General features: G+C 51.0%; 25 protein-coding genes, 1 pseudogene and 1 riboswitch. Of the genes and pseudogenes, 20 read left to right on the top strand and 6 right to left on the bottom strand.

Annotated elements, in window-relative coordinates; all coding sequences use genetic code 11:
• The 4 genes from PKX57_RS06510 to PKX57_RS06495 all read left to right on the top strand — a co-directional run.
• The coding region (locus PKX57_RS06510; protein WP_472416470.1) for a hypothetical protein at nucleotides 1-257 on the top strand (257 nt) is incomplete at its 5' end.
• Nucleotides 258-349: 92 nt separating this feature from the next.
• Nucleotides 350-829: an inorganic diphosphatase gene (locus PKX57_RS06505; protein ID WP_213922881.1), complete on the top strand. Its 480-nt coding sequence runs from the start codon at nucleotides 350-352 to the stop codon at nucleotides 827-829.
• A gap of 104 nt (nucleotides 830-933) precedes the next feature.
• The gene (locus PKX57_RS06500; protein WP_213922877.1) at nucleotides 934-1,596 is read left to right on the top strand and encodes an HAD-IA family hydrolase; all 663 of its coding nucleotides are present in this window, start codon (nucleotides 934-936) and stop codon (nucleotides 1,594-1,596) included.
• Entirely contained in the window at nucleotides 1,589-2,227 is a 639-nt protein-coding gene (locus PKX57_RS06495; RefSeq protein ID WP_214048965.1) for an HAD-IA family hydrolase, read from the top strand. Before PKX57_RS06500 ends, PKX57_RS06495 begins: the two co-directional genes overlap by 8 nt.
• A 41-nt stretch (nucleotides 2,228-2,268) precedes the next feature.
• On the opposite strand, the gene PKX57_RS06490 is transcribed toward PKX57_RS06495, so the two are convergent.
• Nucleotides 2,269-2,991: a hypothetical protein gene (locus PKX57_RS06490; RefSeq protein WP_213922875.1), complete on the bottom strand. Its 723-nt coding sequence runs from the start codon at nucleotides 2,989-2,991 to the stop codon at nucleotides 2,269-2,271.
• Nucleotides 2,992-3,152: 161 nt separating this feature from the next.
• Between PKX57_RS06490 and PKX57_RS06485 the strand changes: the two genes are divergently transcribed.
• Complete coding sequence (locus PKX57_RS06485) at nucleotides 3,153-4,226, top strand: hypothetical protein (RefSeq protein ID WP_213922874.1); 1,074 nt, start codon at nucleotides 3,153-3,155, stop codon at nucleotides 4,224-4,226.
• Here the strand turns inward: PKX57_RS06485 and nadE are convergent.
• A complete protein-coding gene (nadE, locus tag PKX57_RS06480) occupies nucleotides 4,216-5,049 on the bottom strand; it encodes an NAD(+) synthase (RefSeq protein WP_213922880.1) in 834 nt (277 codons plus the stop codon). The genes PKX57_RS06485 and nadE overlap by 11 nt on opposite strands.
• Before the next feature lie 195 nt (nucleotides 5,050-5,244).
• On the opposite strand from nadE, the gene ggt (PKX57_RS06475) reads away from it, so the two are divergent.
• The 9 genes from ggt (PKX57_RS06475) (at nucleotide 5,245) to PKX57_RS06435 (ending at nucleotide 15,783) form a co-directional block, all read left to right on the top strand.
• The gene (gene ggt / locus PKX57_RS06475; protein WP_213922879.1) at nucleotides 5,245-6,900 is read left to right on the top strand and encodes a gamma-glutamyltransferase; all 1,656 of its coding nucleotides are present in this window, start codon (nucleotides 5,245-5,247) and stop codon (nucleotides 6,898-6,900) included.
• 278 nt (nucleotides 6,901-7,178) lie between these two features.
• Nucleotides 7,179-8,306: a succinylglutamate desuccinylase/aspartoacylase domain-containing protein gene (locus PKX57_RS06470; protein WP_213922873.1), complete on the top strand. Its 1,128-nt coding sequence runs from the start codon at nucleotides 7,179-7,181 to the stop codon at nucleotides 8,304-8,306.
• A gap of 25 nt (nucleotides 8,307-8,331) precedes the next feature.
• A complete protein-coding gene (gene ggt / locus PKX57_RS06465; RefSeq protein ID WP_213922872.1) occupies nucleotides 8,332-10,068 on the top strand; it encodes a gamma-glutamyltransferase in 1,737 nt (578 codons plus the stop codon).
• A gap of 23 nt (nucleotides 10,069-10,091) precedes the next feature.
• On the top strand, nucleotides 10,092-10,643 hold the full coding sequence (locus PKX57_RS06460; RefSeq protein ID WP_472416468.1) for a DUF6305 family protein: 552 nt from the start codon (nucleotides 10,092-10,094) through the stop codon (nucleotides 10,641-10,643).
• Nucleotides 10,644-10,703: 60 nt separating this feature from the next.
• Nucleotides 10,704-11,771: a succinylglutamate desuccinylase/aspartoacylase family protein gene (locus tag PKX57_RS06455; protein ID WP_472416466.1), complete on the top strand. Its 1,068-nt coding sequence runs from the start codon at nucleotides 10,704-10,706 to the stop codon at nucleotides 11,769-11,771.
• A gap of 12 nt (nucleotides 11,772-11,783) precedes the next feature.
• Complete coding sequence (locus PKX57_RS06450) at nucleotides 11,784-13,145, top strand: TRAP transporter large permease subunit (RefSeq protein WP_472416464.1); 1,362 nt, start codon at nucleotides 11,784-11,786, stop codon at nucleotides 13,143-13,145.
• Nucleotides 13,145-13,288, top strand: a complete 144-nt coding sequence (locus PKX57_RS06445) for a hypothetical protein (protein WP_169699308.1) — start codon at nucleotides 13,145-13,147, stop codon at nucleotides 13,286-13,288. Before PKX57_RS06450 ends, PKX57_RS06445 begins: the two co-directional genes overlap by 1 nt.
• Before the next feature lie 73 nt (nucleotides 13,289-13,361).
• The gene (locus tag PKX57_RS06440) at nucleotides 13,362-14,591 is read left to right on the top strand and encodes an MFS transporter (protein ID WP_213921866.1); all 1,230 of its coding nucleotides are present in this window, start codon (nucleotides 13,362-13,364) and stop codon (nucleotides 14,589-14,591) included.
• Nucleotides 14,592-14,646: 55 nt separating this feature from the next.
• On the top strand, nucleotides 14,647-15,783 hold the full coding sequence (locus PKX57_RS06435) for a hypothetical protein (protein ID WP_214050336.1): 1,137 nt from the start codon (nucleotides 14,647-14,649) through the stop codon (nucleotides 15,781-15,783).
• 117 nt (nucleotides 15,784-15,900) lie between these two features.
• Here PKX57_RS06435 and PKX57_RS06430 read toward each other — a convergent pair whose 3' ends face one another.
• The gene (locus PKX57_RS06430; protein WP_214047366.1) at nucleotides 15,901-17,082 is read right to left on the bottom strand and encodes a cation:proton antiporter domain-containing protein; all 1,182 of its coding nucleotides are present in this window, start codon (nucleotides 17,080-17,082) and stop codon (nucleotides 15,901-15,903) included.
• Nucleotides 17,083-17,128: 46 nt separating this feature from the next.
• A riboswitch (Fluoride riboswitch) is annotated at nucleotides 17,129-17,207 on the bottom strand.
• Between the two features lie 57 nt (nucleotides 17,208-17,264).
• Here PKX57_RS06430 and PKX57_RS06425 point away from each other — a divergent pair.
• From PKX57_RS06425 to PKX57_RS06400, 6 genes are all read left to right on the top strand, one after another.
• Entirely contained in the window at nucleotides 17,265-17,468 is a 204-nt protein-coding gene (locus PKX57_RS06425) for a hypothetical protein (protein ID WP_470745501.1), read from the top strand.
• Nucleotides 17,465-18,376 carry a carbon-nitrogen hydrolase family protein gene (locus tag PKX57_RS06420; RefSeq protein WP_472416462.1) on the top strand — a complete coding sequence of 304 codons (912 nt, stop codon included), beginning with the start codon at nucleotides 17,465-17,467 and terminating at the stop codon, nucleotides 18,374-18,376. Before PKX57_RS06425 ends, PKX57_RS06420 begins: the two co-directional genes overlap by 4 nt.
• Nucleotides 18,377-18,455: 79 nt before the next feature.
• On the top strand, nucleotides 18,456-19,385 hold the full coding sequence (locus tag PKX57_RS06415) for a D-alanine--D-alanine ligase family protein (RefSeq protein WP_472416460.1): 930 nt from the start codon (nucleotides 18,456-18,458) through the stop codon (nucleotides 19,383-19,385).
• A gap of 4 nt (nucleotides 19,386-19,389) precedes the next feature.
• Nucleotides 19,390-20,100: a hypothetical protein gene (locus PKX57_RS06410; RefSeq protein ID WP_472416458.1), complete on the top strand. Its 711-nt coding sequence runs from the start codon at nucleotides 19,390-19,392 to the stop codon at nucleotides 20,098-20,100.
• Nucleotides 20,101-20,417: 317 nt separating this feature from the next.
• Complete coding sequence (locus tag PKX57_RS06405) at nucleotides 20,418-21,896, top strand: thioredoxin-like domain-containing protein (RefSeq protein ID WP_472416456.1); 1,479 nt, start codon at nucleotides 20,418-20,420, stop codon at nucleotides 21,894-21,896.
• 59 nt (nucleotides 21,897-21,955) lie between these two features.
• Nucleotides 21,956-22,438 carry a hypothetical protein gene (locus PKX57_RS06400; RefSeq protein WP_472416454.1) on the top strand — a complete coding sequence of 161 codons (483 nt, stop codon included), beginning with the start codon at nucleotides 21,956-21,958 and terminating at the stop codon, nucleotides 22,436-22,438.
• Here PKX57_RS06400 and PKX57_RS06395 read toward each other — a convergent pair.
• From PKX57_RS06395 to PKX57_RS06385, 3 genes and pseudogenes are all read right to left on the bottom strand, one after another.
• The gene (locus tag PKX57_RS06395; RefSeq protein WP_472416452.1) at nucleotides 22,377-23,318 is read right to left on the bottom strand and encodes an ROK family protein; all 942 of its coding nucleotides are present in this window, start codon (nucleotides 23,316-23,318) and stop codon (nucleotides 22,377-22,379) included. The two genes, PKX57_RS06400 and PKX57_RS06395, sit on opposite strands and share 62 nt — an antisense overlap.
• A 99-nt stretch (nucleotides 23,319-23,417) precedes the next feature.
• Nucleotides 23,418-24,692, bottom strand: coding sequence for an FAD-dependent oxidoreductase (locus PKX57_RS06390; RefSeq protein ID WP_472416451.1), 1,275 nt, complete (start codon nucleotides 24,690-24,692; stop codon nucleotides 23,418-23,420).
• Nucleotides 24,689-25,099: pseudogene (locus tag PKX57_RS06385) on the bottom strand (N-acetylmannosamine-6-phosphate 2-epimerase); the annotation flags it as partial. The pseudogene PKX57_RS06385 and the gene PKX57_RS06390, both read right to left, overlap by 4 nt.

Genomic DNA, 25,099 nt, shown 5'->3' with positions numbered 1-25,099 from the left:
GCGAGGAGTTTTCTTCTACTGTATCCTATGACGGAGGAGCTTTTACGCTCCCGGACTATGCCCCGGCACCCCAGTATATGCTTACAAGCGAACCATTCCCGGGACTCGAAGATTTTCTGGCCGATAAAACCGTCGTCTTCACCGGCTACGTAGAGTACGACAACGATCCGGACAGGAGGATATATTTCCAGAGGGCGCTTCCAGCCGGAATAGGTTTCATTTCAGACGGCTGGTCGATTTACTTCAGTGCCTTCTAAGGCCGTATGCAATATCTAGCCCCCGCAAGGGGGCTTTTTTCTGGCATAATTGTGGCGGGGGTGATACGGTGAAAGAGGTAACACTGGATATAATGATCGAAATACCCAAAGGCAGTCGTAACAAGTACGAGTTCGACAAAAAGCTGAAGATGGTCCGCTTCGATAGGACGCTCTTTTCGGCCGTTCATTACCCGATGGACTACGGTTTCATATTGAACACGCTTGCCGAAGACGAAGATCCTCTCGATGCGATGGTTCTGCTGTGGGAGCCGACCTTCCCGGGCTGCCTCATCGAAGCCAAACCTATAGGAGCTTTTAAGATGTGGGACGAGAAGGGTCCCGACGAGAAGGTCCTCTGTGTTCCGATACACGATCCCGTATGGAATTATATAGAGACTCTGGAAGATGTTCCTCCCCACCTGCTCAAGGAGATCGAGCATTTTTTCTCGGTTTACAAAGAACTCGAAAAGAAGAAGACGGGAATAGAAGGCTGGGTCGGGAAGGAAGAGACGCTCAGGATAATAGAAGAGGCGAAAGTCCGGTACATCGAAAGCGGGGCGAAGTTCTTTTGATCGAGGAGCTGTCTTTGTAAAGAGCGTTAGGAGCCGTTCTACGCCCGATTAGTGATTTGTATTATGATACCTGTAGAAGTAGAAGTTGAAAAGGAGAGATTTCGATGTTCGAGTATGTGATCTGGGATTTTGGTGGAACGCTTTTCGATACCTATCCGGCCGCAACGAGGGTTTTCAAGGAAGTGCTGTCGAAATTCGGAGTTACCGCGAAAGAGGAAGAGATACTCGAAAAGCTCAAAGAATCGACCTTCAAGGCTGCCACTTATTTCTCGAACAAGTATCGCCTGAAGGAAGGTCTCATAGAGAAATTCTATACGATCGAAAATCATTTGGAGCCCGATAAACAGCCGCCTTTCAAATCGGCCAGAGAGGTTTGTCTCCAGATAAACAGGAACGGCGGGAACAATTTTCTCTTTAGCCATCGAAGTAACTACTCTATGACCAAACTGCTGAGCTACTACAAGATGGTCGATCTCTTCTCGGAAATAGTCTCCAGCGACAATGGATTTGCCAGAAAGCCCGATCCCCAGGCTATCATGTATATAATCGACAAGTACGATCTCGACCACGAAAAGGTGATAACGATAGGCGACCGCGAGATAGATATAGAATCGGGAAGGCGTGCCGGTATCGCCACCTGCCTTTTCAACCCGGGTGATTTCATAACTTCTACCAGAGCAGACTATGTAATCGATTCGCTTGAACAACTGCCGGCGATTCTCCAGGTTTGCAACCGGTTCAAAGGGTGTGGAGATACAAATGATTAAAAACCTCATCTGGGATTTCGACGGATCGCTCTTCGACACCTATCCGCTGATGGTAGAGATATTCCAGTCGGCACTTGTAGAGTTCGGACACACCGCCAGCCGGGAACAGATACTTTTCCTGATGAAGGACACGCTTGGAAAGGCCGTCGAGCATTATCTGGAGCTGGGCGTTGGCGAAGGTTTTTACAGGCTTTTCCTGCTGCGTGAAGAAGCGGCCGATCCCTCCCTGCAACCGCCTTTTCCTTATGCCCGCCGAATCTGTCTGAAAGTCAGGGATAGGGGAGGAAAGAACCTCATAATAACGCACAGGTCCAGGAGCACGGTGATGAAGCTCCTCTACCATCACGATATGGCTTCTCTCTTCTCGGAGATAATAACCAAAGAAAGCGGCTACAGGCGCAAACCCGATCCCGAAGCCTTCGTTGCGGCCATCGCCTCCCACAGGTTAATCGCTGAAGAGACGCTCTCTATAGGCGATCGTGATCTCGATATCCTGGCTGCCAGGGCTGCCGGAACCAGGACCTGTTTCTTTTCGCAGAACGGCTTTTCTCCTTCTATTCCGGTTGACCTGATTATCCATGGTTTGGAAGAACTGGAAAGCTTTATGGACGGCGATGGATCCTCAAAATGAAAACGGGACACGAAAAGCGTGTCCCGTCCGAACAAAACTACTCACTGCTCCAGCATCTTTTCCATAACTTCTAGAGCGGCGTCCGACAGTAGTACCAGGGAGAGTCTTTGGATATCGACCGACACCCGAACACTTCTGGTGGTGACTTTCGAATCGCTCTCGAGCTCCCTTGTGACGACCTTTTCTCTAGTATCTTGCACTCTCTCTAGGGCGTTCGAATTTTTCAATCTCTCCAGAGCTTGAGGAGGAAGGGATTTCAATCTCTCCTTAAGTCTTTCTTCGACCTGTGGAAGGTTTTCCATCAATCTCTCTTTGAGAGCCTCGACTCTTTCGTTTGCCGCGGGGAGCTTTTCCGTGATTTTCGCCCTTAAATACCTTGCCAGTTTCTCGCTCTGATCGACGGTAATTATCGTTTTCAGACCGGCGACGTATTCCTTGACAATCTCCTGAACTCTCTTTACGATATCGGCCCTTTGAAGCGGTGTAACTTTCTCGCCGGCGATGGCCTTTTCCAGGCTTTCTTCAAGAGTTCCCTTGATCCTTTCCTGGAGGTTTTCAAGGTTTTCGCGTGTTGCAACGGCCAGATCGTAGATTGCTTTCAACTGAACGTCAGAGAGTTCGAGCGCGTTCAAAAAGTTCGCTATCTGTAACTGATGCTGGAGTCTGACGATCTCGTTGTCGCCAAGACTTCTTTTCACGGGTGCGGCAACAACTATGACTCCAATTACAAGAGCCAGAACGGAAATTATGAGTATCTTTTTCATGGGTAACACCTCTGAATTTAATTTTAGCTGAGATAATTATATGAAGCCCAATGTGAAATGAACGTGAAATATTTATCGTTGTTGAATAGTCTTATTTCAGGCCATCCTCATGGGGTATAATGCAATTATTAGCAGGAGATTCAAGAAAGGGGGAATTAAACATGAAAGCGTTGGGTTACTCTATACTCTCTATAACCGATGCCGGCTCAGTTTTTATCGAGGAGTCAAAGCACGACGGCGTTACCTTCTCTTTCCCTTCCGATCCGATCTTTGCCAAATACAGAGATCAACTGATGGTGGTTATCGAGGTGAAGATGGATTCCTCGAAATTCTCGCTCACCAAGAGCAAACTGGATCTCACATCGGTGAGGCTCCACGGGGTGAAGATAGTGGACAACAAGCCTTTCGATGACTCGGTTGCGCTGTGGGCATTCGAGTCGAGGACCCTCGGAAAGACGATGAGGGTTATGTCCGGGAGCGAGGGATCCAGAGTTCCGGCCAAGAGGGAAGCCGATTACATCGTTCCGGCGATCGTAAATACTATTGAACTGGCTTCGAAAGAGGAAAACGTTGGCAGATTCATCTTCCCGCTACCGGGTGAGTGGTTCGTGCTTTCACAGATATCTATGGGGCAGGACACCGCCAAAATACGGCGCGAGAATGCGCGGCTGGATCTAAAATCCTTCAGCACGGAGATAATCGTCGCGGAGTTGAAGAAACACAGGGTCTTCACGGAAAACCTCTGGAATCTCTACACTCTCTACAAGGAACTGGACAAATTCGAAACCAAGAACAGCGAGTTGACCGAACCGATGGAGGAGGAACTGACGGTCTCCGACCTCGATCTCGAAGAAACGATTCCCGAATCGGTCGATCTTTACCTGGACGGTGATGAAAAAACTACGGTAGCTCTCCACAAAGAGGTTCTCGTCCAGTCGAGTATCGAGAAAGTCGGCACTTTCAGCAAGAAAAAAGCCGTCGTTCTGAGGATCAGGAATAATTCCGATCTCGGTACGGTTAAGGAGGTACACTTCTCCTTCAGATTGCTCGACCCCGTAGGGAAGGAACTGTACTTCGCCGAACACGATCTGAAAGACCTGAACGTGTGTCCTGGGGAGGCGCAGAAGAGAGATTTCACGGACTTCCCGGAATTCACCGATCAACAGCTTGAGCGAGTGGAGGTCCAGCTTTTGAAGATACTTTGGAGCAACGGTGTGGAGACTTTCACTGAATAGATAGATTTCTGGTGTCTCTGAATTTCGCGGCTTCCAGAATTTTTCTCACCCTTCCGACTTTCGAGTCCGGAGGGGTTGTTTCTTCGTCGCGCTCTATCTTTTCCAGTATGGCGTCAAGCTCGCTGTATTTCATGCCCAGTGCGAATTCGTCCGTGATGCCGGGAACCAGGTCTGGGGTTGGAGGTTTATCGATTATACTCCTCGGTATCTTCAAATCTCTGGCCAGAGTGTAGACCTGAGTTTTGTAGAGGTGTATTATGGGCTCGATATCGGAAGAGTCGTCGCCCCATTTCACGTAGAAGCCGCACAGTTTTTCCGTCTTGTTCGTCGTTCCCAGGACGGCGTAGTTTCTCTTCTCGGCTTCGAGATAAAGGGCCACCAGCCGTATCCTGTGTTTGGATCTATAGTAGGCCAGTCCCTTCAGGAACTCCTCGTTACCCTTGTTCATAAGATCGTCGAGAAAAGAGTCATCTGAAAGCTCCTTCCACTTGCTTTTCACGAAGTTCTCCTTGATCTTCGAGGGAATCAGCAGGGCCGGTGGCTGGAGATGGTAGGCTCCGATGGCCCTCAAGGCGCCCGATATTCTCTTAATCTTGTGCTCTATTCCCAGAAAATCGACCACCAGTCTCGAATCTCTCATGGTCCGGGCCGAAGAATCCCTCTCGGGTAGGAGAAGCCCGAAGACTCTTTCCTTTCCAAGTGCTTCAACGGCGAGCTTACCGACTACGGCCGAATCTATCCCCCCGCTTATGCCTATAACCGCGCCTTTGTAGTTGTTCTCTCTAACCGATTTCTCGATGAACTGCACAATTGCCTCTTTTATTTCGATCGCCTCCCGATACCTGTATCGGTTGTTTGTTTTGACTAACTTTTTCCCGGTACGGTTCCCGCCACAGCCGGCCGAGACACTCTCAGTTAATTCTTTTTTGGTATTTCTGGATGCTATACTCTCTAAACACGGTTCATAATCTATAAACAAGGAGGGGAAAAAGTGAGAAAAGCTATTCTGGTTTCCTTAATGGCGCTCATGATTGTATCTATGTTTGCAGTTAATCCATTGAATCTCTACGGAAGGGATGCCGAAGGAAGAAACGGAGTCGTGGCTGCGGCCAAGCCCGAAGCATCGGAAGTCGGTGTGAAGATACTGGAGATGGGAGGTAACGCCGTGGATGCGGCGATAGCAACCGCCTTCGCGCTGGGTGTTCTCGAACCCAACGCCTCGGGACTGGGCGGCGGTGGATTTATGATCATACAGCTGGCCCACATGGACGAGGCAGTTGTGATCGACTTCAGAGAGACCGCTCCATCGGCGGCCGGACCGACCTTCTTCAATCTCGACGAGAGAAACCGCGTTATCAACAACGAAACGATTATCGGTGGCAAGTCTAGCGGTGTACCCGGCGAAGTCGCCGGACTGCTCTACGCACTCGAGAACTTCGGAACCATGTCGAGGGCCCAGGTTATCCAGCCGGCCATCGAATGGGCCGAAAAAGGAATTCCCGTTACCGTGAATCTCTTCTCGATCATCAACGACAATTACGAAAAGATAATGATGATGGAGAATGGGGCCGAGTTATATCTGAAAGATGGCGGCATACCTTACGAAATCGGCGAGACGATAGTTCTCAAGGATCTGGCCGACACGCTCAGAATCATCGTCGAAAAAGGTAAGGACGGTTTCTACAAGGGCGAGATCGCCGAGAAAATCGTGGCCGAGGTTCAGAAGCGCGGGGGAGTTATAACCCTTGAAGACCTGGCCAACTACGATCTGCAGATCAGGAAGCCGGTTGTCGGTACCTACAGGGATTACACGATTCTCTCCGTGCCACCGGCCAGTTCTGGCGGTACACACATAATAGAGTTGCTGAACATAATGGAGAACTTCGATCTGGCAACCCTGGGCGACAACACCCCGGAAACGTTGCACCTATGGTCGGAAGCCATGAAACTGATCTTTGCCGACAGGTCCAAGTACATGGCAGACACCGCCTTTGTCGATGTACCGCTGACCGGACTGACTTCGAAGGAGTACGCCAGGACTCTAGCAGCTAAGATCGATCCCAACAAGCCGATGGAATCGGTCGCGGCCGGTGATCCATGGCAGTACGAAAGCGGCAGCACCACTCACCTTTCCGTTATGGACAAGGAAGGGAACATGGTGGCCATTACCAAATCCATCAACTACTTCTTCGGATCTGGTGTCGTCGTGCCGGGAACGGGAATAATAATGAACAACCACATGGACGACTTCGTTCCAACACCGGGTTCGGCGAACTCGGTAGAACCAGGTAAGAGACCTCTAAGCAGTATGAGCCCCACGCTCGTTCTCGATCCTCAGGGAAGACCTTACATGACTCTCGGTTCACCCGGAGCCACGAGAATCATAACGACCGTTGCCCAGGTGATAAGCAATATCATCGATCACGGAATGACGATCCAGCAAGCCATACTCGCTCCGAGAGTCTTCAGAATGGCCTCCGGTTCTATGTCTATTGAGGGCAGGATATCCATAAACGCCTACAACAAACTGCTCGAGATGGGTCATCAGCTGACCTTACGTGGTGATTACGATGCCTACTTCGGAGGCGTTCACGGCGTACTGTACAACTATGACATCGGTATTCTCTTCGGAGGAGCCGATCCCAGACGTGACGGTCAGGCCTTCGCCTTCTGATAAAAATCGATCGGTCACGCTGAATGTCTTTGCCAGAAAGCGGAACAGACCTGAATAAAGGTCTGTTCCTTTTCCACTGTTAACAGAAAGTCAACAAATTAACTTTTCAAACTTATCCAGATAATTGACGGTCGAATAGTATAATTGTATAGTTGTCTTTCTTTACTGGATTAATGTAGCCCTTGAATCGGTTTTGTGCAGATCTCTGTTCAGGATTTTCGGGCACCGGCAAATCCTGGAAAGTGATACCCTTCGGCGGCGAAAGGATTGGTGATCCTTTGAAAAAGAGATACGTTCAGTTCATTGTGTTTATCTCTGTTGTTCTTGTTGTAGTTCTTCTCTCGGGCTTTTCTTTCACTTCGATGTGGAAAGATCCTCCGATAGTACGGGGTCCGGGTGTCTCGGAAGTCAAAATGCTCAGCGACTGGTTGCCCTCACTTTCAGGAACGAAAGGCGACACAGAAGTCTATATCATAAGGGGCAGCGAGCCGGGAGGAAACTTCCTTCTCCTGGGAGGAAACCACCCCAACGAACCGGGCGGAACGTTGGCGGCCGTTCTCATGATCGAGAACGTCTCGTCTCTTGCTGGAACGGTGTATATAATCCCGCGGGCCAACCACAGTGCCTTCACCCACAACGACCCCATGGAAGGGGCTCCACAGTTTTTCAGCATAGAACTTCCCGACGGCTCCAGGAGGACCTTCAGGTTCGGGTCCAGAAGAACCAACCCGGTATCGCAATGGCCCGATCCTACCATCTATAACCATCCCACAGGTTCTACGCTCGGCGGTAGCGAGATCTCGAACCTCAACAGGGCCTTTCCGGGCCGTGAGGACGGGATCATAACCGAACGGGTGGCCGCCGCAATAATGAATATCGTGAAACAGGAAAAGATAGATCTTGTATGCGACTTACATGAGTCTTCGCCGGAGTATCCGGTGAACAACGCCATAGTCTTTCACCAAGAAGCCGCAGAACTGGCCATCATGACACAGATGATGCTCGAAATGGAAGGCGTGGATATAAGGCTTGAAGAGTCGCCGCCGTCTCTGCGCGGGTTGACGCACAGAGAGATAGGCGACAATTCCGATGCGTACGTGGTACTTCTGGAAGTTGCCAATCCTTCACAGGGCAGGCTCCGTGGAAAGACGACAGAGGAGCTCGTAACTACCGGCGTGGATAAATATTATCTCCAGGCTTCGAAGGACGGCAAACTTTTCGCACCGTACGATGAAACCGGATACCCACTGGAGCTAAGGGTTGCGCGTCACGTTACCACCGTGAGAGTCCTTCTCGATTCCTGGAACATGATGTTCCCGGATCGAATGATAATGCTCTCCGACGTGCCCGCGTACAACGCGATACTCAGTGATGGTCTGGGCGCTTTTCTAAAACCTGTTTCATAAGACTTTCTGAATTGGAGGGGAAAAAATGAAGAAACATGTGCTTGTTGTTATGCTCGTAGCCGTATTGTTCACCGGCCTTATCGCAACCATAACCGCACCGACGGTAGCTTCCAGCAACGGAATGGTGGCCGCCGTCAACAATTATGCGGCGGAGGCCGGAGCCAAAATACTAGAAATGGGGGGCAACGCCATCGATGCGGCCATCGCGGTCAGTCTGGCCCTGGGTGTTGTGGAGCCTTACGCTTCCGGTTTCGGTGGCGAAGGTTACGCCGTTATAACGATGGCAGACGGCAGCAAATACGCGATCGATTTCAGAAGCGCCGCGCCGATGATGGCTACGTACGAAGCGATCGCCGAAAAGGGGCTGAAGCTGAGCTCGATCAATTATACTCCCATGGGGACATGCGTTCCCGGAGTTCTGGCCGGTATCAAAGAGGCCTGGCTTCTGGGGGCTACACTTCCTCTGTCGGTTCTGGCGGCCCCGGCCATAGAGCTTGCCAGGAACGGGTTCATAGTCGATGAGACCTTTTCTCAGACTACCTCGGACACGTACGAAAGACTTCTCGGAAGCGCATTCGACTTCCTCAACGAAGGATTCGTCTGGGAAACGGGAAGCGTTTTCAAGAACCCTGAACTGGCCGACACTATCGAGAGAGTTGTTGAAGAGGGCATAGACACCTTCTACACCGGTTCGCTAGCAGACGAGATAGACGCCTTCATGGTCGAGAACGGTGGCTTCTTGAGGAAGTCCGATCTCGAGTCCTACCGCGCGATCGTGAGAGAGCCTCTACACGGCACCTACAGAGGATACGACCTGTACGTTCCACATCCGCCAGTCTCCGGGCCTCAATTTTTAATGGTTCTCAACGTGCTCGAGAACTACAACCTGTCGGCGATGAGCTGGGACGATCCGCTGGCTATTCATCTGATCCAGCAGGCACTGGTTCTCGGCGACGTCGATAGGAAGGCTTATATAAGCGATCCGGAGTTCCACGATCTTCCTTATGAAGCCTTCATGAGCAAAGAGTACGCAAAGACCAGACTGATGTTGATCAATCCGGGAAAAGTTTTCGACCAACCTTACGCCAGCTATCTCGGCGATGCCTCCCCCTTCGCCGATGGATCAACCTACGAGGAAGTCCTTCTGGAGGAACTGGCCCCGGTCATGTCCAGTGCAAGAGCGGTAGAAGAGTCTCCGTCCACGACGCACTTCTCGATAGTTGACAAGGAAGGTAACGCCGTCTCCTGGACACAGACGATTTCCAGCTTCTTCGGCACCGGGACTTATTTCAAGGGTTTCTTCTTCAACAACGAAATGGCCAACTTCGCCTCTTCTTACAGAGAGGGCGACGTAATCAACCTCACAGGAGGAATGAGACCGAGAACGACGATCTGTCCGACGGTTGTTATGAAGGACGGAGAGGTCCGCTGGATATTGGGAACGCCTGGAGCCGGCAGAATAGTTTCGATGATGGTCAATCTGGTGGTTAACCTGGTGGATTTCAACATGCCCATCGACCAGGCGATAAGGTCCCCCAAGTTCGTCGGGTACTCCTCCTACACCGATCTGAGAATGGAAGAGGGTTTCCCGCAATCCACGCTGGACTTCCTGGAGAAGATTCTCGGTCATAAACTCAACATCTACGCTTACCCCGACCTCTTCTTCGGCGGCCCGAACATAATTGCCGTTGAGGAAAACGGAATGATGATCGGAGCCGGTTCCCTGAGGAGGGGTGGTTCGGCTTCCGCACCGGAATTTTGAAAATGAGAAAGGGATGATTTGAATTGAAAAAGTTACTTCTTACGTTTTTTGTTGTTTTGTGCTTCGCGTTTGCGAGTTTCGCGGCGGAAATACTCCTTGAAGAGCCCGTGATTGTCACATCGGCCGGCCAGTCCCCGGGAGCTCTCCAGTTCACCGTTGTCGCCAAGATGGTGAGCCTGGACTACAAGTTCGACAAACTGTACAAGGCCGAAGATGTCGATATGAGTCAGTTCAAGACCTTCGTCATCGTCGTCGGCGCGAGTGGCAAGGGGCTTGGAGCAGCCGGAATCGATATCGAAGTCGAGATCAACAGAGTTCTGGCACTGGCAAGAGAGGCTAAAGATAACGGACTGAAAATAGTGATCTGTAACCTCGAAGGAGCGTCGAGAAGGGGCGAATCGTCGGATAAAATAGTCACGACTCTGGCACCTCTCGCCAGCGTTTACTTCGTTAAGTCCGATGCCAACGAAGACGGTTTCTTCACCAATTTGAGTGAGGAGGCCGGAGTACCCATGGCCACATTCGAAATGACGGTGGGCCTGAAGGACGTACTGGCGCAGTATTTCGGCAAGTAATTGAAAAATGGGGCGTCTCCGCACGCCCCATTTATTTTTAGATCGGAGGAAAGACAAAGAATGAAGATGAAAGCGATAGTAGTAGTATTATTGGTTCTGGCAACGGCCGCTCTCGGTTCGTTTTTCAGGCCCGATGTGAGGCCCGGTTACGGCGTGACGGGTATTGGCTGGCTGTCTGATTATTTCGCACCTCTAAAAGGAACAAACATGGATACGCCCATCTACTTCATGGATAGCGGTGTTGAAGGCCCTACCTTCCTTCTCATGGGAGGAACACACGGAAGGGAGCTTTCCGGTACTACGGCCGCTCTGGTCTTCATAGAGAACGTCGTCGTCACGAAGGGTAGGGTGATCGTGATGCCCTTCTCCAATATAAGTGGTGTCTCCATTCCCGATGAAACCGGCAAGGCGCTGCATTTTATTCAGGTCGAAACTAAATCCGGCCCGCGCTTTCTGGTGTATGGTGACAGAAGAACCGATCCGGCCGACCAGGGGATACCCGACCCGATGGTTTTCAAGCACGCACAGTCGGGTTTCACGCTGGAAGACGGAACGGAAGCAAGGAACCTGAACAGACAGTACCCGGGAGTGGCTGATGGCAACCCGACCCAGCAACTGGCCTACGCGATCATCGAGATGATAAAGGCCGAGAAGGTAGATTTCAATCTGGATATGCATGAGAGTGGCACTCCCGATAAGTACATAGACGAAAGAGGCAATACCCGGTCCGGTAGCAGCCTGGCCTATACGCTGGTCTGCCATCCCGACGCGCTCGAGATAGGCGCCGTAGCCATAATGGAGATCGAGGCCTTCTATGGTGTTTCAATGAAACTCGAAGAATCCAACCTGGGCTACAGAGGACTCAGTCATCTGGAGATAAGAAACGCCACCGGCTCTCTTTCCTTCCTTTCAGAGACGCCCAACCCCGGTCAGGATTCATGGAGAAAAGTATACGATGTGATAAACGATCACGATTACCCTTTGAAACACAGGGTAGGTCTCCAGCTCCAGATAATACAATCGCTGTTCAACGCTTATGAAATGCTTATGGGGGAGACGGTTCTGGTCACGGGGCTGCCCTCATATAACGAAACGATGGAAAACGGTTTGTTCATATACCTGAACTGATACTTCCGGGGGGTGATAGAGATCTATACACCTGAGATCTGGTATTTCATCGTAATGCTCGCCACGTTCGTGGGACTTGCGGCAATCAAGATTCCGATATCCGTTTCTCTGATGTTTTCGGCTCTCGCAGGTTCTATAGTTTTCGGCGAGTTCTTCCCGTTGAGGCATCTGGTGGAAGGTGGATTCGCCTATCTGGATACGATACTCGTTATCTCTTCGGCCATGATCTTCATGGAATCGATCAAAGTATCCGGGCTGCTCGAAACCATAGCCGGAAACATGACGGTGGCGCTCCACAAGAAGCCGACCTTCTTGCTGGTTTTGATGACTTTCTTCATTATGATAGCCGGTATGATAACCGGATCGTCAACCGCGACCGTTCTGACGACGGGAGCAATCGCTTATCCTGTCCTGAAAAGCCTTGGACTGAGCAAGAGAAGGGCCGGCTCAATAATTGCCATGAGCGGTATATACGGTATGATAGCCCCGCCGATAAACCTTCCGGCCATGATCATCGGTCAGGGAGTCGATATGCCCTACATCGGCTTCACCACGCCGCTGCTCTTTGTGACCTTCCCGATCGCAATAGTCACCACGCTAATAATCGGTGTAAGGAAAGTAAAGCCCGTCGACCTGGACGAGTTCAAAAAGACAAGGGAAAGCGAGCCTGTGAAAGGCTTTGCGGTCTATCTCCCGCTCATCGTAATGGTCATACTCATGGTGCTCGAGAACGTGAGCTGGGGCTTCTCATTAGGACTCCCGTTGATATTCATGATTTCAGCGTTGATCGCCGTGGTCACCGGAAGAAGAGGCAACATACTAAAGATCTCCTTTACCGCCATTCAAAACGCGCTAGGGATACTTTCGATACTGATAGGCGTCGGTATGTTCATCCAGGTGATGACTATGAACGGCGTCCGCGGTCTGATAGTCGGTTACCTTAACAGTCTGCCCCAGGGTGCCCTGCTTCTGGGTATAGCGCTGGGAATCCCGGCCTTTGGAGCAGTCTCTTCTTACGGTTCCTCATCGGTTCTGGGAGTTCCTTTCCTTCTGGCCTTCCTGGGCAGCAACGATATCGTAGTCTGTTCGGCTCTGTCGCTACTGGCCGGTCTTGGAGACATGGTTCCCCCGACTGCACTCGCAGGTATCTTCGCAGCACACGTGGTGGGCGAGAAGAACTACTTCAAGATATGGCTCAGCTCGATGCCGGCCTTCTTCATAACCATGATCTTCGCCACCCTGACTATCGTATGGGCCACACAGATAGGCCGATTCGTCAACAGCGTCTTCTTCTATCCCGTCTTAATAGGAGCCTTTGCCATCGTTGCCGTCGTATTGCTGCTGATCGATAAGAGAAAGGAGAGTGTTGCCTGATGACTTTTATATACATACTCATAGCGATATACATAGCTTCCATTCTCCTTTACTACGTCTTCAAAAAGGCTAGCAAGTGGGAGTGGGTGATGAGCGCTATGATACTCATTCCGCTGATTTTGAGGATCTTTCTCATCAAATAAGATACCTTCCGGGGAATCGATGGCAGGTCTATAATTATCATATGCCATAAAGGTTCCCCGGGAGGTAGTTATCTTGAAGATAAAGAAAGACGCCCAGTTCTACAGGTTCGCAGCTTACGGCTTCCTGAAAAACCTCCGCTTTTTCGATCCCTTTTTGATCCTTTTCTTCAGAGAAATGGGTCTCTCCTTCCTGGAGATAGGAACTCTGATTTCCGTGAGGGAGATCGCCACCAACATACTCGAGCTCCCCACTGGGTTCATAGCCGATCTCTACGGTCGCAGGATGTCTATGGTTCTTTCCATGTTGTCGTATCTTGCTTCGTTCATGGTCTTTTATCTCTTTCCAAACTTCTTCGTTTATATGATAGCGATGGTCGCCTTCGCCTTCGGCGAGGCCTTCAGGACGGGTACTCACAAGGCCATGATTCTTGAGTACTTAAGATTGAACGACATGATAGACATAAAGGTAGACTACTACGGAGCCACCAGAGCCGCTTCACAGATGGGATCTGCAGTAAATGCCTTAATCGCGGCCTTCCTGGTCTTCTACAGCGGCAGTTACAGGATAGTCTTCCTGGCCTCGGTGATACCTTATCTTCTGAATCTGGTAAACCTTTCGACTTACCCCAAAAATCTGGACGGCGAGCTTAAAACCAGCCAGAAGAGCGAGACCTTCAGAGCCTTCTTCGGTATCTTCAAGAACCGTGACTCCTTCAGGGGCGTGCTGAACTCCTCCCTTTACGACGCTTTTTTCAAGGTTGTGCAGGAGTATCTGCAGCCTATATTGAAGGCTATGGCTCTCGGGTTGCCTGTGATGGTTACTTTAAATCCCGACCAGAGGACGGCGGTTCTTGTCGGCACAGTTTACTTCATAATCTATTTCGCCACCAGCTACGCATCGAAGAACGCCGGGAACGTCAGCAAGAAATTCGGAAACGAGGCGAGGGCGTTGAATTACAGCTACCTGCTGGGCGCCGTATTGATCATCTTCAGCGGTCTCTTCCAGAGGCTGGGGATACAGCTGGCCGCAGTCGCAGTCTTTTTCCTGCTCTTCGTCCTGGAAAACTTCAGAAGACCGGTAAATATAAGTTATATAAGCGACACTATCGATCACAAGACAATGGCTTCGGGGCTATCAGTGGAATCGCAGTTGAAAACGCTCCTGATGGCCATACTGGCTCCTGTTATAGGTTTTCTGGCCGACAGGTTGGGCGTCGGGCTGGCCCTGATACTGGCCGGTCTCCTGATGGCCGCGCTCTTCTTCCTTGTGAGCCTGAGATCGGCCGGAAGAAAAGGCAGTTGAAATCGTGCCCGCTATCTTCCCGTAGCTGATAGAATCTAAGAGGGAGGTGATTTATATGAAGAGAAGTCTCTTTTTGATCATATTCTTTTTCTTTGCCCTTTTCACCCTGGTTTTGGCTTCGGATCTTACCGTCGAGGGTTTGAAGGGAAGTGTCGAAAAGGTCGTGACGGGAAGGTTCACCTACCGGAGCGAGAACGATCAATGGCTGGCCGGTGAACTTGAAACCAGAAGGATCAAGGTTTTCTCGCCGCTCGGCGATTACCTGACTGTTGCGCTCTACATTAACGGCGCCCAGTACAGTCGTCACGAATACAAGTATGACGAAAACGGCCAGAAACAGGAGACACGCTACTACAAGAACGACGCCGAGAACTACACCACCAGGGAGATCTACACTTACGACGGCCGTGGCCTTCTAATAGAGGAAATCACCATGGAGTACTGGCCGGTCTTTCTGGGTGGCGACCGCCTGAGTGGCAAAACAGTTCTCGCCTACGACGACAGGGGCTATATCTCCTTGAAAAGACTGCTCAACGACCACGGAGTTATCCTCTCCTCGGTCAGACTTACCTACGACGATGGCGGAAGATTGATAAGAGAGTCTCATTACGGAAAAGATGAAAAGCTCGAATCGATCTTGCTCTACAAGTACGAAGGGGCTGTTCTGAGGGGCATCCATTCTCTCGACAGCAGCAACAGGATACTCGAAGAAGTTGTCACCGGCGGTGAGAACGGACTTAACGACAGAACGCAGTACAGTTACTCAGGAGACAGGGCCGTTAGAAGTTCGAGAACCCTCGCGGACGGATATATCTCGGTAAACGAGATCGTAGATCTCACCGAAACCGACCGGCCGGGTAGAAGAGTCGAAATCTCCTTCGCGCTCGAACCCCTGGTCGTTATGTTCGATACAGAAGAGACGCTTCAGACGATCATATCCAGAAACGCGACTGGAAAGATCACGGGCGTCGATTTCAAAAGCGGCAACTACCTGCTGGCCGGATTCAAATACTATTTCGACAACGCCGGAAGGTTACTGGCCAGAGAATACGCGTTCGGTGAAAACTCTCTCAGGGTTGATTACAGATACGACACCGCGGGAAACTGGATAGAGGAGAGGTACTTCAAGCTGGAAGATCATGAATACAGGCCGGTTTCGACACTCGCCCGCCAGATCGACTACTTCGAATGATACAAATGATTAGCATTTAATAATGACGACGGGACTTGTGGGTGCCAACGGAGCCTTCGATAAACATCTATAATATGGGGTGCCCATCGAATCTGGAAAATCGTTTCAAGGCACGGATCAGTTTTCAAAATGTGCAGGTTTTTTCAGCGTTCTGGGACCGATGTAACGGATTCCAATTGCACCCAGTGGAGCCGTTATTATTATCGAGAGAATAGAAACAGAGAGAATTATATCTCCATATACCACTCCCATGGCGAGGGGAATGCCACCGACGGCAGCCTGAACGGTTGCCTTTGGAATGTAAGATACCATACAGAATAGCCTTTCACGAAGGTTCAACTTCGACCCCAGGGTCGAAACTGCAACTCCAAGGCTTCTGAATGATAGCCCCAGGACTACGACCAACACACCTTTTTGCCATGAACTGCCAATGGCATTTATACTTACGCTTGCACCCACAAGAACGAAGAGGAAAACCTCTGCCAGTACCCACACACGCTCCATCTTTCCCGCCAGTCTTTCGGCGGCAACCGGTAGTTTCTCTCTTAGCATGAACCCGATCGCCATTACACCTAGCAACGTAGCCACCGGCATATAGTTTTCCAGTTGATGGAAAATAAAAGCCGATGATAGGACCAGTAGAACTTTCTTAGTGTCCCTCATATGGAATTTTTTGAATAAAAGAGCGAAAAGAAAACCGATGAGTGCTCCAGTTCCGATTCCAAAGGCTATTTCCAGCGGTACGCTTGCAACAGCAGTAACTATGTTGATATTCTCTCCTCTATCTATACCAAGGAAAACAGTGAATATGGTTATGGCAACTACATCATCAACTGAGGCCGCAGCAAGTATGGTCGATGGTACTTCCCTGTCCTTTCCCATGTTGCTTTCCTTGAAGCGAAGCATTTCTGGAACTACGACTGCAGGAGAAACGGCGGCTATAATGAAACCAAGCATTCCACCCTTCACCAAATCCAGACCGAGCCATTGAGCAAAGAACATTATCGAGAAACCTTCGAAAATACCTGGAAGAAAGCTCATTCTCAAGGCGAGGGGACCGATCTTCTTCATAGTATTACGGTCAAGACCAAGACCGGCACGAAGAAGAATTACTATCAAAGCTAGTAACCTGATTTCACTCGAAACGTCCAACAGTGACCTGTCTATGAGATTGAGAATCTGAGGACCAAGTAGAACACCGAGAAATATAAGTCCTATCAGGCCGGGAAGCCGCAGTTTTTCGAAAAGAGAGATGATCGGAATTGAAAGAATAATTATCAGCGAGATACTCAATACCATTTTTACCTCCAGAACACGGTGAACAACGACAGCCACCATAAATTTGACAGTAGTAGAAGCTATCAGCGCGCGACGCGGTTCTGGGTGGTAAAAACTCCATGGCAAGCTTCATTGCCTTAGGTATTATATTATGTGATGAGTTATACTGTCAAATAGATGCTGAACGGAGGTGAGAGAGCGAGATGCTGACCACTTTTCTTGCGATTGTCGGTGCGTTGTTTCTGCTTTATCTGGCGATAAGGTACTTCCCCGCCTTCATCAAGCTGGTGATAGGGGTCGGAGTCGTTCTGGTGGTGGTTTTTGCCTTCGCCGGTCTTGTAGTGGTCTTCCTGCCGATCCTGATTATTATCGCTATAGTCCTGCTGGTTGTGAAGCTCGTTAAATGAAGACCGTCGATCTAACGGCCATCCAGGTCCGTTTCGACGCAACGACGTTTTCCAGGGAATCTTTCGCGAACGCGATGGGCCGATACATTCGGCTGGCCCGTGGTCTCTGGAGGGGCGAGCGTCATGTCACGGTCTTTCCGGAGTTCTTTCCGACCTTTCTTTACCCTGCATTCAGAGGCATGGCCCTGGAAGGTGGTCCGGGAAAGATCCTTTTGAAGTACGCGCTCAAGAATACGGGGCTCTCTCTCAATCCTCTCAGACAGGCCTTTTTGAATCACGCTTTAGAAATAGAGCTCTTTTATCGCGAAACGTTCGGAGCGCTGGCCGGGGAATTTAAAACTTATCTGCTGGCACCTTCTATCCTGATGCCTGAGGTTGATTTCGAATCTTCAAGGGGAACCTTCTTGAGGGATAAGAGGCTGTACAACATGGCTTATCTCTTCAGCCCTCAGGGCCGGCTAATCGCGAAGATCGCCAAACGCAATCTTACGGACGCAGAGAGCAGGATACTCTTCTCCAGGGGAAGCTCCTTCGGCAATATGGCCGAGACTTCAATCGGAACACTGGGTGTCGCCATCTGTTACGATATGTTTTTCGAGAGCGAAGTGAGGAGACTCGATTCTAATGGCTGCGAGATCCTTCTCGTTCCTTCCTGCAACTTCGCTCCATGGAAGGCCCATATGAACGGATCAACTCAGGAGAGGGTATGGTTCAGAGATGGTCCGATCAGCGCGTCGAAAGACAGGGAGAACATACGTTTTCTGGTGAACGCGATGGCCGTCGGCGATATTGGCGGGCAGACCGCCCAGGGAAGATCTTCCATATGGCACAACGGCAAGGTTCTGGCCATATCGCGGGAGTTCGAGCGGGAAGATGTCGTGAATGCCATAGTGGAACTGGATTTTTAGCCGGGCGGACTTCAGAGAATCGCGGGTAGTATAATCTAGTCGGCAATCGTACAGGGCCAGATTCAAAGGAGGTATACGAGTGAAAATAGCGGTAGTACACGACGAAAAACCCGGTGAGGTCGGCATGAAGATGCTGAAAAGTATCGCCGGTGTTTTAGAGAAACACCACGAAGTATTCCCAGTGCCGCTCACGGCGAAATTCGTTGAAAGGATCGAGAGTGAAGGTATAGAGTTCGTCTTTAACATCGCAACCGGAGGTGAGGGCCACCAGAGACAGGTCTATGTGCCTGCTATACTCGACTTCTGGAATATACCTTATACCGGTTCTGGTGTGTCAGCCAACTGCCTATGCATCGACAAATCGCTCACCAAAATAGTTATGGCCGATAGCGGCATACCAACCCCTAAGTACGTTTGCTTCAAACAATCTCGTCCGGTTGAAGAGATAGATTTCTATCCGGCCATTGTAAAGCCTTCGCGCGGTGGAAGCGCCGTTGGAATATGGGCAGATTCGGTGGTCAGTGATAGGGTCGAACTCGAAAGGGCCGTGGAGAGAATTCACAGGGAATACGGAGAACCAGCCCTGGTTGAAGAGTTCATAGTCGGTCGAGAATTCAGCGTCGGGATAGTCGGACACACGGTACTCCCCATTCTTGAGATAGACTTTTCTTCACTACCGAAGGGGATGGAACGATTCTACTCTTACAGAGTCAAGCAGTATCTAGGCGAGAAAACCGGTTACATCTGTCCGGCCGTCATACCGGAAGTTCTGAAAGCAGAGATCGAAAGCTTATCGCTAGAACTCTTCGATAGGCTCGATCTGGGCGATTATGCGCGCATGGATATAAGGGTCGATAAGTACGGCGAGCCGTACTTTCTCGAGGTAAACTCCCTCCCGCTGCTCGTTCCCGATTACTCGGATATAGTAAAGATGGCGCTGGCAGCAGGCTGGGAATACGACGATCTGATACTCGCAATTCTGGATTCCGCTATAGAGAGAAGAAGGTAATCGAATGAATCATAGAGAGAGGTACGAACTGGCTTTGAAAATCTCCCGCGATGTCTCGGAAGAGATGGGTAGCAATTTGGTTTCTTTCTGTCTTTACGGTTCCACTTGCCGGGGTACGGACACGCGCTGGTCCGACCTGGAGATGTTTGCCATAACCATTGAAGAGACACCTCAGAAATCTCTTCTTATCGGTACTGTCCCTGCGATCGTTTACACGATGACCGATTCGAAACTTCGTGAGCTTCTTGAAAAGCCCGGTACACAATGGCCACTGTACACCGGCCTGATGAAAGGACTTGTGGTTCTTTCCGGAGACATGGAAGCGCCGTCAAGGTATTATTCGCTGGCACTGAACGTGTCGCGCGAAAGACTAAAAGAGGCTCTTAAAGAAAATCTGCCCGGGTTGGTCTTCGAGTCTTACGGAAGGATCTTTTCCAGTTTAGTCAGAAAGAAACATGAGGATATCTATTGCGCGGTAGTCGAGGTTTTGTTGGAGATGAGCACCGCGCTATGTCTGCTGAACGGCAAGCATGTCAACAGCAGCTACTTCGAGGGGATAAGGGAGAGCTTCGAATTCGAAAAAAGGCCCGCGCGTTATGCAGCCCTCGCCACCAGGCTATGGAAGAGCCGCAACCCCTTCGAAATAGCTCGCGACGCCAGAGAACTTATGAAAAACTATATCGCGCTTCTGGAAAGCGAAGGCCTTATCGAGTAGTGAGTCTGCATCCACAAGATTATTATGAAATGATGAGAAGGTTGAGAGTATCAAGAATAAGACGTTGAAGCCTGGTGATTTCAGTCAGAATATGGCCATACCTTTCCGAATAATCGATTCTAGTCAAAGTCTCCATCTAAAGAAGCAGTTCCCTCACCGAATACTTCTCATTCAACCCGGTGCCCTTCAGCCTCTTTCGCAATACGCTTATCAGAATAACCGCTATTAACTGAAGGAAGAAGTCTCCTATCCATTCGGGAATACATCTTTGATCGATTTTTGTATCATTCCAGTCATAAGTGAAAGGAGTGATGAATTTGTACGGAAGAGCGGTAGAATTTCCCGATTCGGGAACCTGGTTGAATGTCGATGAGCCTCTTTCAATGGAAAAACTCAAGGGTCACGTGGTTCTTCTCGATTTCTGGACGTACTGTTGCATCAATTGCATTCACGTTATTGCCGATCTGAAATGGCTTGAGGCCAGGTTCAGCAATAAGCCGCTGGTGGTTATCGGGGTGCATTCGGCGAAATTCGAAAACGAGCGACAGGAAAGGAACATACAGGCGGCGATACAGCGATACGGAATAGCTCACCCCGTATTCGTGGACAACGAATACCACCTCTGGGACCGGTACGCTATAAGGGCATGGCCCTCTTTCGTTCTGATAGGGTCCGACGGGAAGATCCTATCCAGAACCTCAGGCGAGGGAAAACGCGATTACCTTTCAAACGAGATCGCCAGGGCGCTGGAGGATGGAGAGAGAAGAGGAATATTGAGCCGGGAAAAATTGGAAGTCAAGCCCCCCGTTCCCACCGGCGGATCGACGCTTTCCTACCCGGGGAAGATCTCTTTCGGAAACGGGGAAACGCTATTCATAAGCGATTCAAACAACAACAGAATTCTCATAACCAGATTGGACGGCAAGTTCGACGCGACCGTTACAGATATTATCGGCGGCGGCTCTCCGGGCATGTCCGACGGCGGCTTCGAAAAGGCCACGTTCAACAAACCTCAGGGCATCGTCTATTCCGGCGGCCATCTATACATTGCCGACACGGAAAACCATGCGATCCGCAGGGCCTCCATTGAAGAGCGGACGGTGACCACCGTTTCCGGCGACGGCCTTCAGGGGTACAACTGGAATTACAGCGGAGAGGCTTCGAGGGCGAGGCTGAACTCGCCGTGGGATCTTCAATCAGACGGCGCCTATCTCTATATCGCGATGGCCGGGACCCATCAGATCTGGAGATTGGACACGAGAAGCAATACCATAGAGGCCTTCGCCGGAAACAGTATGGAAAACATAATAGACGGCTCTCTGAGAGAGGCGAGCTTTGCCCAGCCGAGCGGACTGTTCCTCAACGGCCGCAGGCTTTACGTAGCCGATTCGGAAGTTTCGGCCATAAGGTTCATAGATCTCGACGGGGGAACGGTCCATACTCTGGCCGGGAACGGTCTCTTTTCCTTCGGGCACGTGGACGGTAGCCTGAGCCACGCTCTCTTTCAGCATCCCTTAGGAATTCACGGCGAGGGCGATTTTCTGTACGTAGCGGACACTTACAATCACGCTATAAGGAGAGTGTCTCTGGAGGCCAGGCGCGTAGAAACGCTTCTAAGAGCGGCCGAAGGGGGCACCTGCAGGATCGACGGTTCAGAATGTTCCTTCCTGGGGCTTTTTGAACCGAACGATGTGAAGTATCGCGATGGACTTCTCTACATCGCCGATACAAACAACCACCTGATCAGGGTCTTCGACGGTAAGGAGCTTCACGATCTGAGTTTCAAATATGTTTGATATTACAGATTATTGATGTATCATAAGAATGGCGTCATTCAAATTCGGGGGTGTTGCTCGTGCGAAAGTTCTTAACGCTTTTTGTGATAGTTCTAGTAATCGTTTCGCTTTCGATGGCGGTCGAAATAGATCTCGGCGTGAGTATCGAGGTAAAGCAGGTATTTGAACAGACGCTGGCCTGCGCCAGGTTATCTATACTGGCAAACGTGGGGGTTTTCGAGTTCGACATTCCCTTCTCCCAAGTATGGCCTTCGGAGAGGAAGTTCGAATTCGTCGATCCTCTTCAGACATACGCCGGATTCAATTTCAAGCTTCCCATAACGATTCTCTACGTGAAGGCCGGTCTTGGAGTGCAGGCTGCCGGTGTTATCGATCTTATGGCTGGAAAGATACAGGGCTGGGATCTCCCTTCCAAAGCGCGTTTGGCTCTGGGCGTATCGGAATCGGGACTTTATCTCGAAGGGGGTGTCTCTTTGGGATTCACTCCGGCGCTGGATAATCTCTTTTTCTGCCCCTACGCGTCGGTCGGAGTTGTTTTCTAGAGGCGCTTTTCATCGCGAAGATCGCCGCGCCTATGATTCCGGAGTCGTTTCGCGAAAGCGACAGCACAACGTCCTCAGGGCTATAAAGAGACAATTGTGAGGGAGCGACAAGTTTCTCCCTGAGAGACAGCAGGAAGCGATCGCCGAGCTCGCATATTCCGCCCCCTATAACGACAGTCTCAGGATCGAAGCTCAGGAAGATCGAGTCTATGACGATCGCCAGATCACCGGCGACCGTATCGACGGCCTTCTCGACTATCGGATCGCCACTCATGTACTGCTCGACAAGCGTTGCCCTGTCCAACTCGCGACCGGTAACCTCAGTCACCAGCCTGTGAATGAGTCTCATGGAGACGTATTGCTCGGCACACCCGGCCTTTCCGCAGTTGCAGCGCCTTCCACCGGGATGCAGAACCACGTGTCCGAATTCGGCGGCTTCGCCGCGCTTTCCCAGTAGCGGAACGCCGTTTATCACCACTCCTCCGCCCAGACCGGTCCCCACAGTCAGCATGACCAGCGTTTCCGTGCGGCGATGGTTGGAGAACCATTCGCCCAGAGCGGCAGCGTTGGCATCGTTTAAAACGGCTGTAACGACACCGGTCTCCTCCTGTATGAAACTCTTCAAGGGTACTCCTGTCCAACCGGTCAAATTGTCCGTGGCCAGATTCACCTCGCCCGTGAGAGGATCGACTCTGCCGGCCGTACCGATGCCGATCGCTTCGGGATTGCTGACGGCGAGCTCTTCCTTAACTATCTGCAGGAGCTGCTCCCTGAGCTTTCTCTGCGTTGGATAGAGCTTTTTTTCGGAAATCACTCCGTTTTCATCGACAATCGCTGTCTTGATCATCGTTCCACCGATATCTATACCGAGAGCACGCATTCACACACCTCTCTTGAGAACTCTTCTGAAGTCGTTCCACGCCTGTCCGGAGAAGTAATAAAGCCCCGTCTGTAAGATCATGCATCCCGTTTATTCGGTTCAGCGGCCGTCGATGGAGATCTCGGAGAGGCTCTCTCCACGGGAGATCGCCTGATACAACACCCGGCCTATCGCCTGGCCCATGCCGGCAACGGTCGGCATGACTCTCGCGGCGCTCTGGCCAGAAAAGTCGCTCGAAAAACAGCGCCCGATGATTGCGAGATTGCCCAGATCGGCGCTTATCAGAGATCTCAGCGGTATTTCGTAGTAATCGTCGTAGACGGGGATGGCCTTTCTCTCTTCCTCGCTCACCCGCTGCGTTGACCTGTTGTGGACGTCTATGCCGTAAGTGGCCCTCACGACGCCGTCAGGGAACTTCCTGTGGGCCTTCACATCCTCGCCGCTGAAAACGTAAAGCCCTCTCACCCTTCTGCTTTCCCTAACGCCCATGAGCGTCGCTATTTTCTCTATTCCCGATTTTTCGAAGCCCCTGACGTACTCTCTGGCAAAGGTTATCAGCTGGTCCGTCTGGGCCATGCAGTCGGTGACGGCCTCGGACAGTTCGAAAGGATCGACCGCGCTTTTATCGAAGGAATGGGTGGTGTTGACTGAGGCCCTTCCGCTTCCGGGGAGCTCTATGAAGAAGAAGTAATTGTGCAATTTGTCGTACCCGGCCTTCCTGGCTCTCTCAATCTCTTCGAAATAGCCGGCCACGGACATGATTTCGAAGTCCGGCTTCACCCAGGCGAAGAAGTTTTCCCCGTTGCTTTTTATATCTTCCCGGACCCGGGCGTAATCGATCCCCGATACCGTGAACATCAAAGTCATGGCCTGGTTCGAGCCACTTTCATCGCCCTGGAAGGTTTCGGCCCCGGCCATGTATGAGAGCGTGGCGTCCCCGGTCGCATCCACGAAATACCTGGCCTCTACCTCGAAGGCGCTCCCCTGAGACGAGAAAAACTTGACGGATTTTATCAGTCGGCCGCATCTTTCGACTTCGATCGGAATAGAATGTATAACCAGAGAGACACCGGCGCTTTTCAGTTTTTCAAAATATATTATCTTCATTATCTCCGAATCGAAGGAGTTCGCGAGCAGCCCTCCGCGTCTGGCAAGATCCTTCAGTATCTCCTCGAAGATTCCTCCCACAAGGCTCCCCGAGTCCAGCCAGAACCTCATGAAAGGGTTGCAGAGACCGAGGGTGGATATGCCTCCGACAGAGCCCTCGCGCTCGACTAGAAGAACGTCGAGACCGGCCCTCCCGGCCGCTATCGCCGCGTGCACGCCGGAAATACCGGCGCCGACTATCACCACGTCCTTCTTCAACCCGATCAATACGAACGACCTCCCGCCCGGGACATGAGCCGGTCCTTCTTCCACTCTTCGAGGTAGCTCGTGAATCTCCTCGTTATCAGCTGGGGTCTGGTTATGACGCTCCCCACGGTAACGGAGAAGGCCCCGGCCTCGAAGGCTCTGACGACCTGCTCCGGTTCCCAGTAATTGCCCTCGGCCACCACGGGAATGTCGAACTCTCTGGACAGCACTCTAACCAGCTCTATGTCGGGTTTAGGTTTGTCGCTGCTGTCGTCGGTGTATCCCGAAAGCGTGGTCGCGAGAAAATCAGGCCTCAGTTTCTGCACGGCCTTCGCGTCTTTCAAGTCGGAGATGTCGGCCATTATCAGTCTGTCGGGAAACTCCCTCCTGATATTGAAAAAGATCGAGTCCAGAGGCTCGGGCCTCTT

Source organism: Mesotoga sp., from assembly GCF_035363035.1.
Classification (GTDB): domain Bacteria; phylum Thermotogota; class Thermotogae; order Petrotogales; family Kosmotogaceae; genus Mesotoga.
This window is presented reverse-complemented; position numbering and strand designations above follow the sequence as displayed.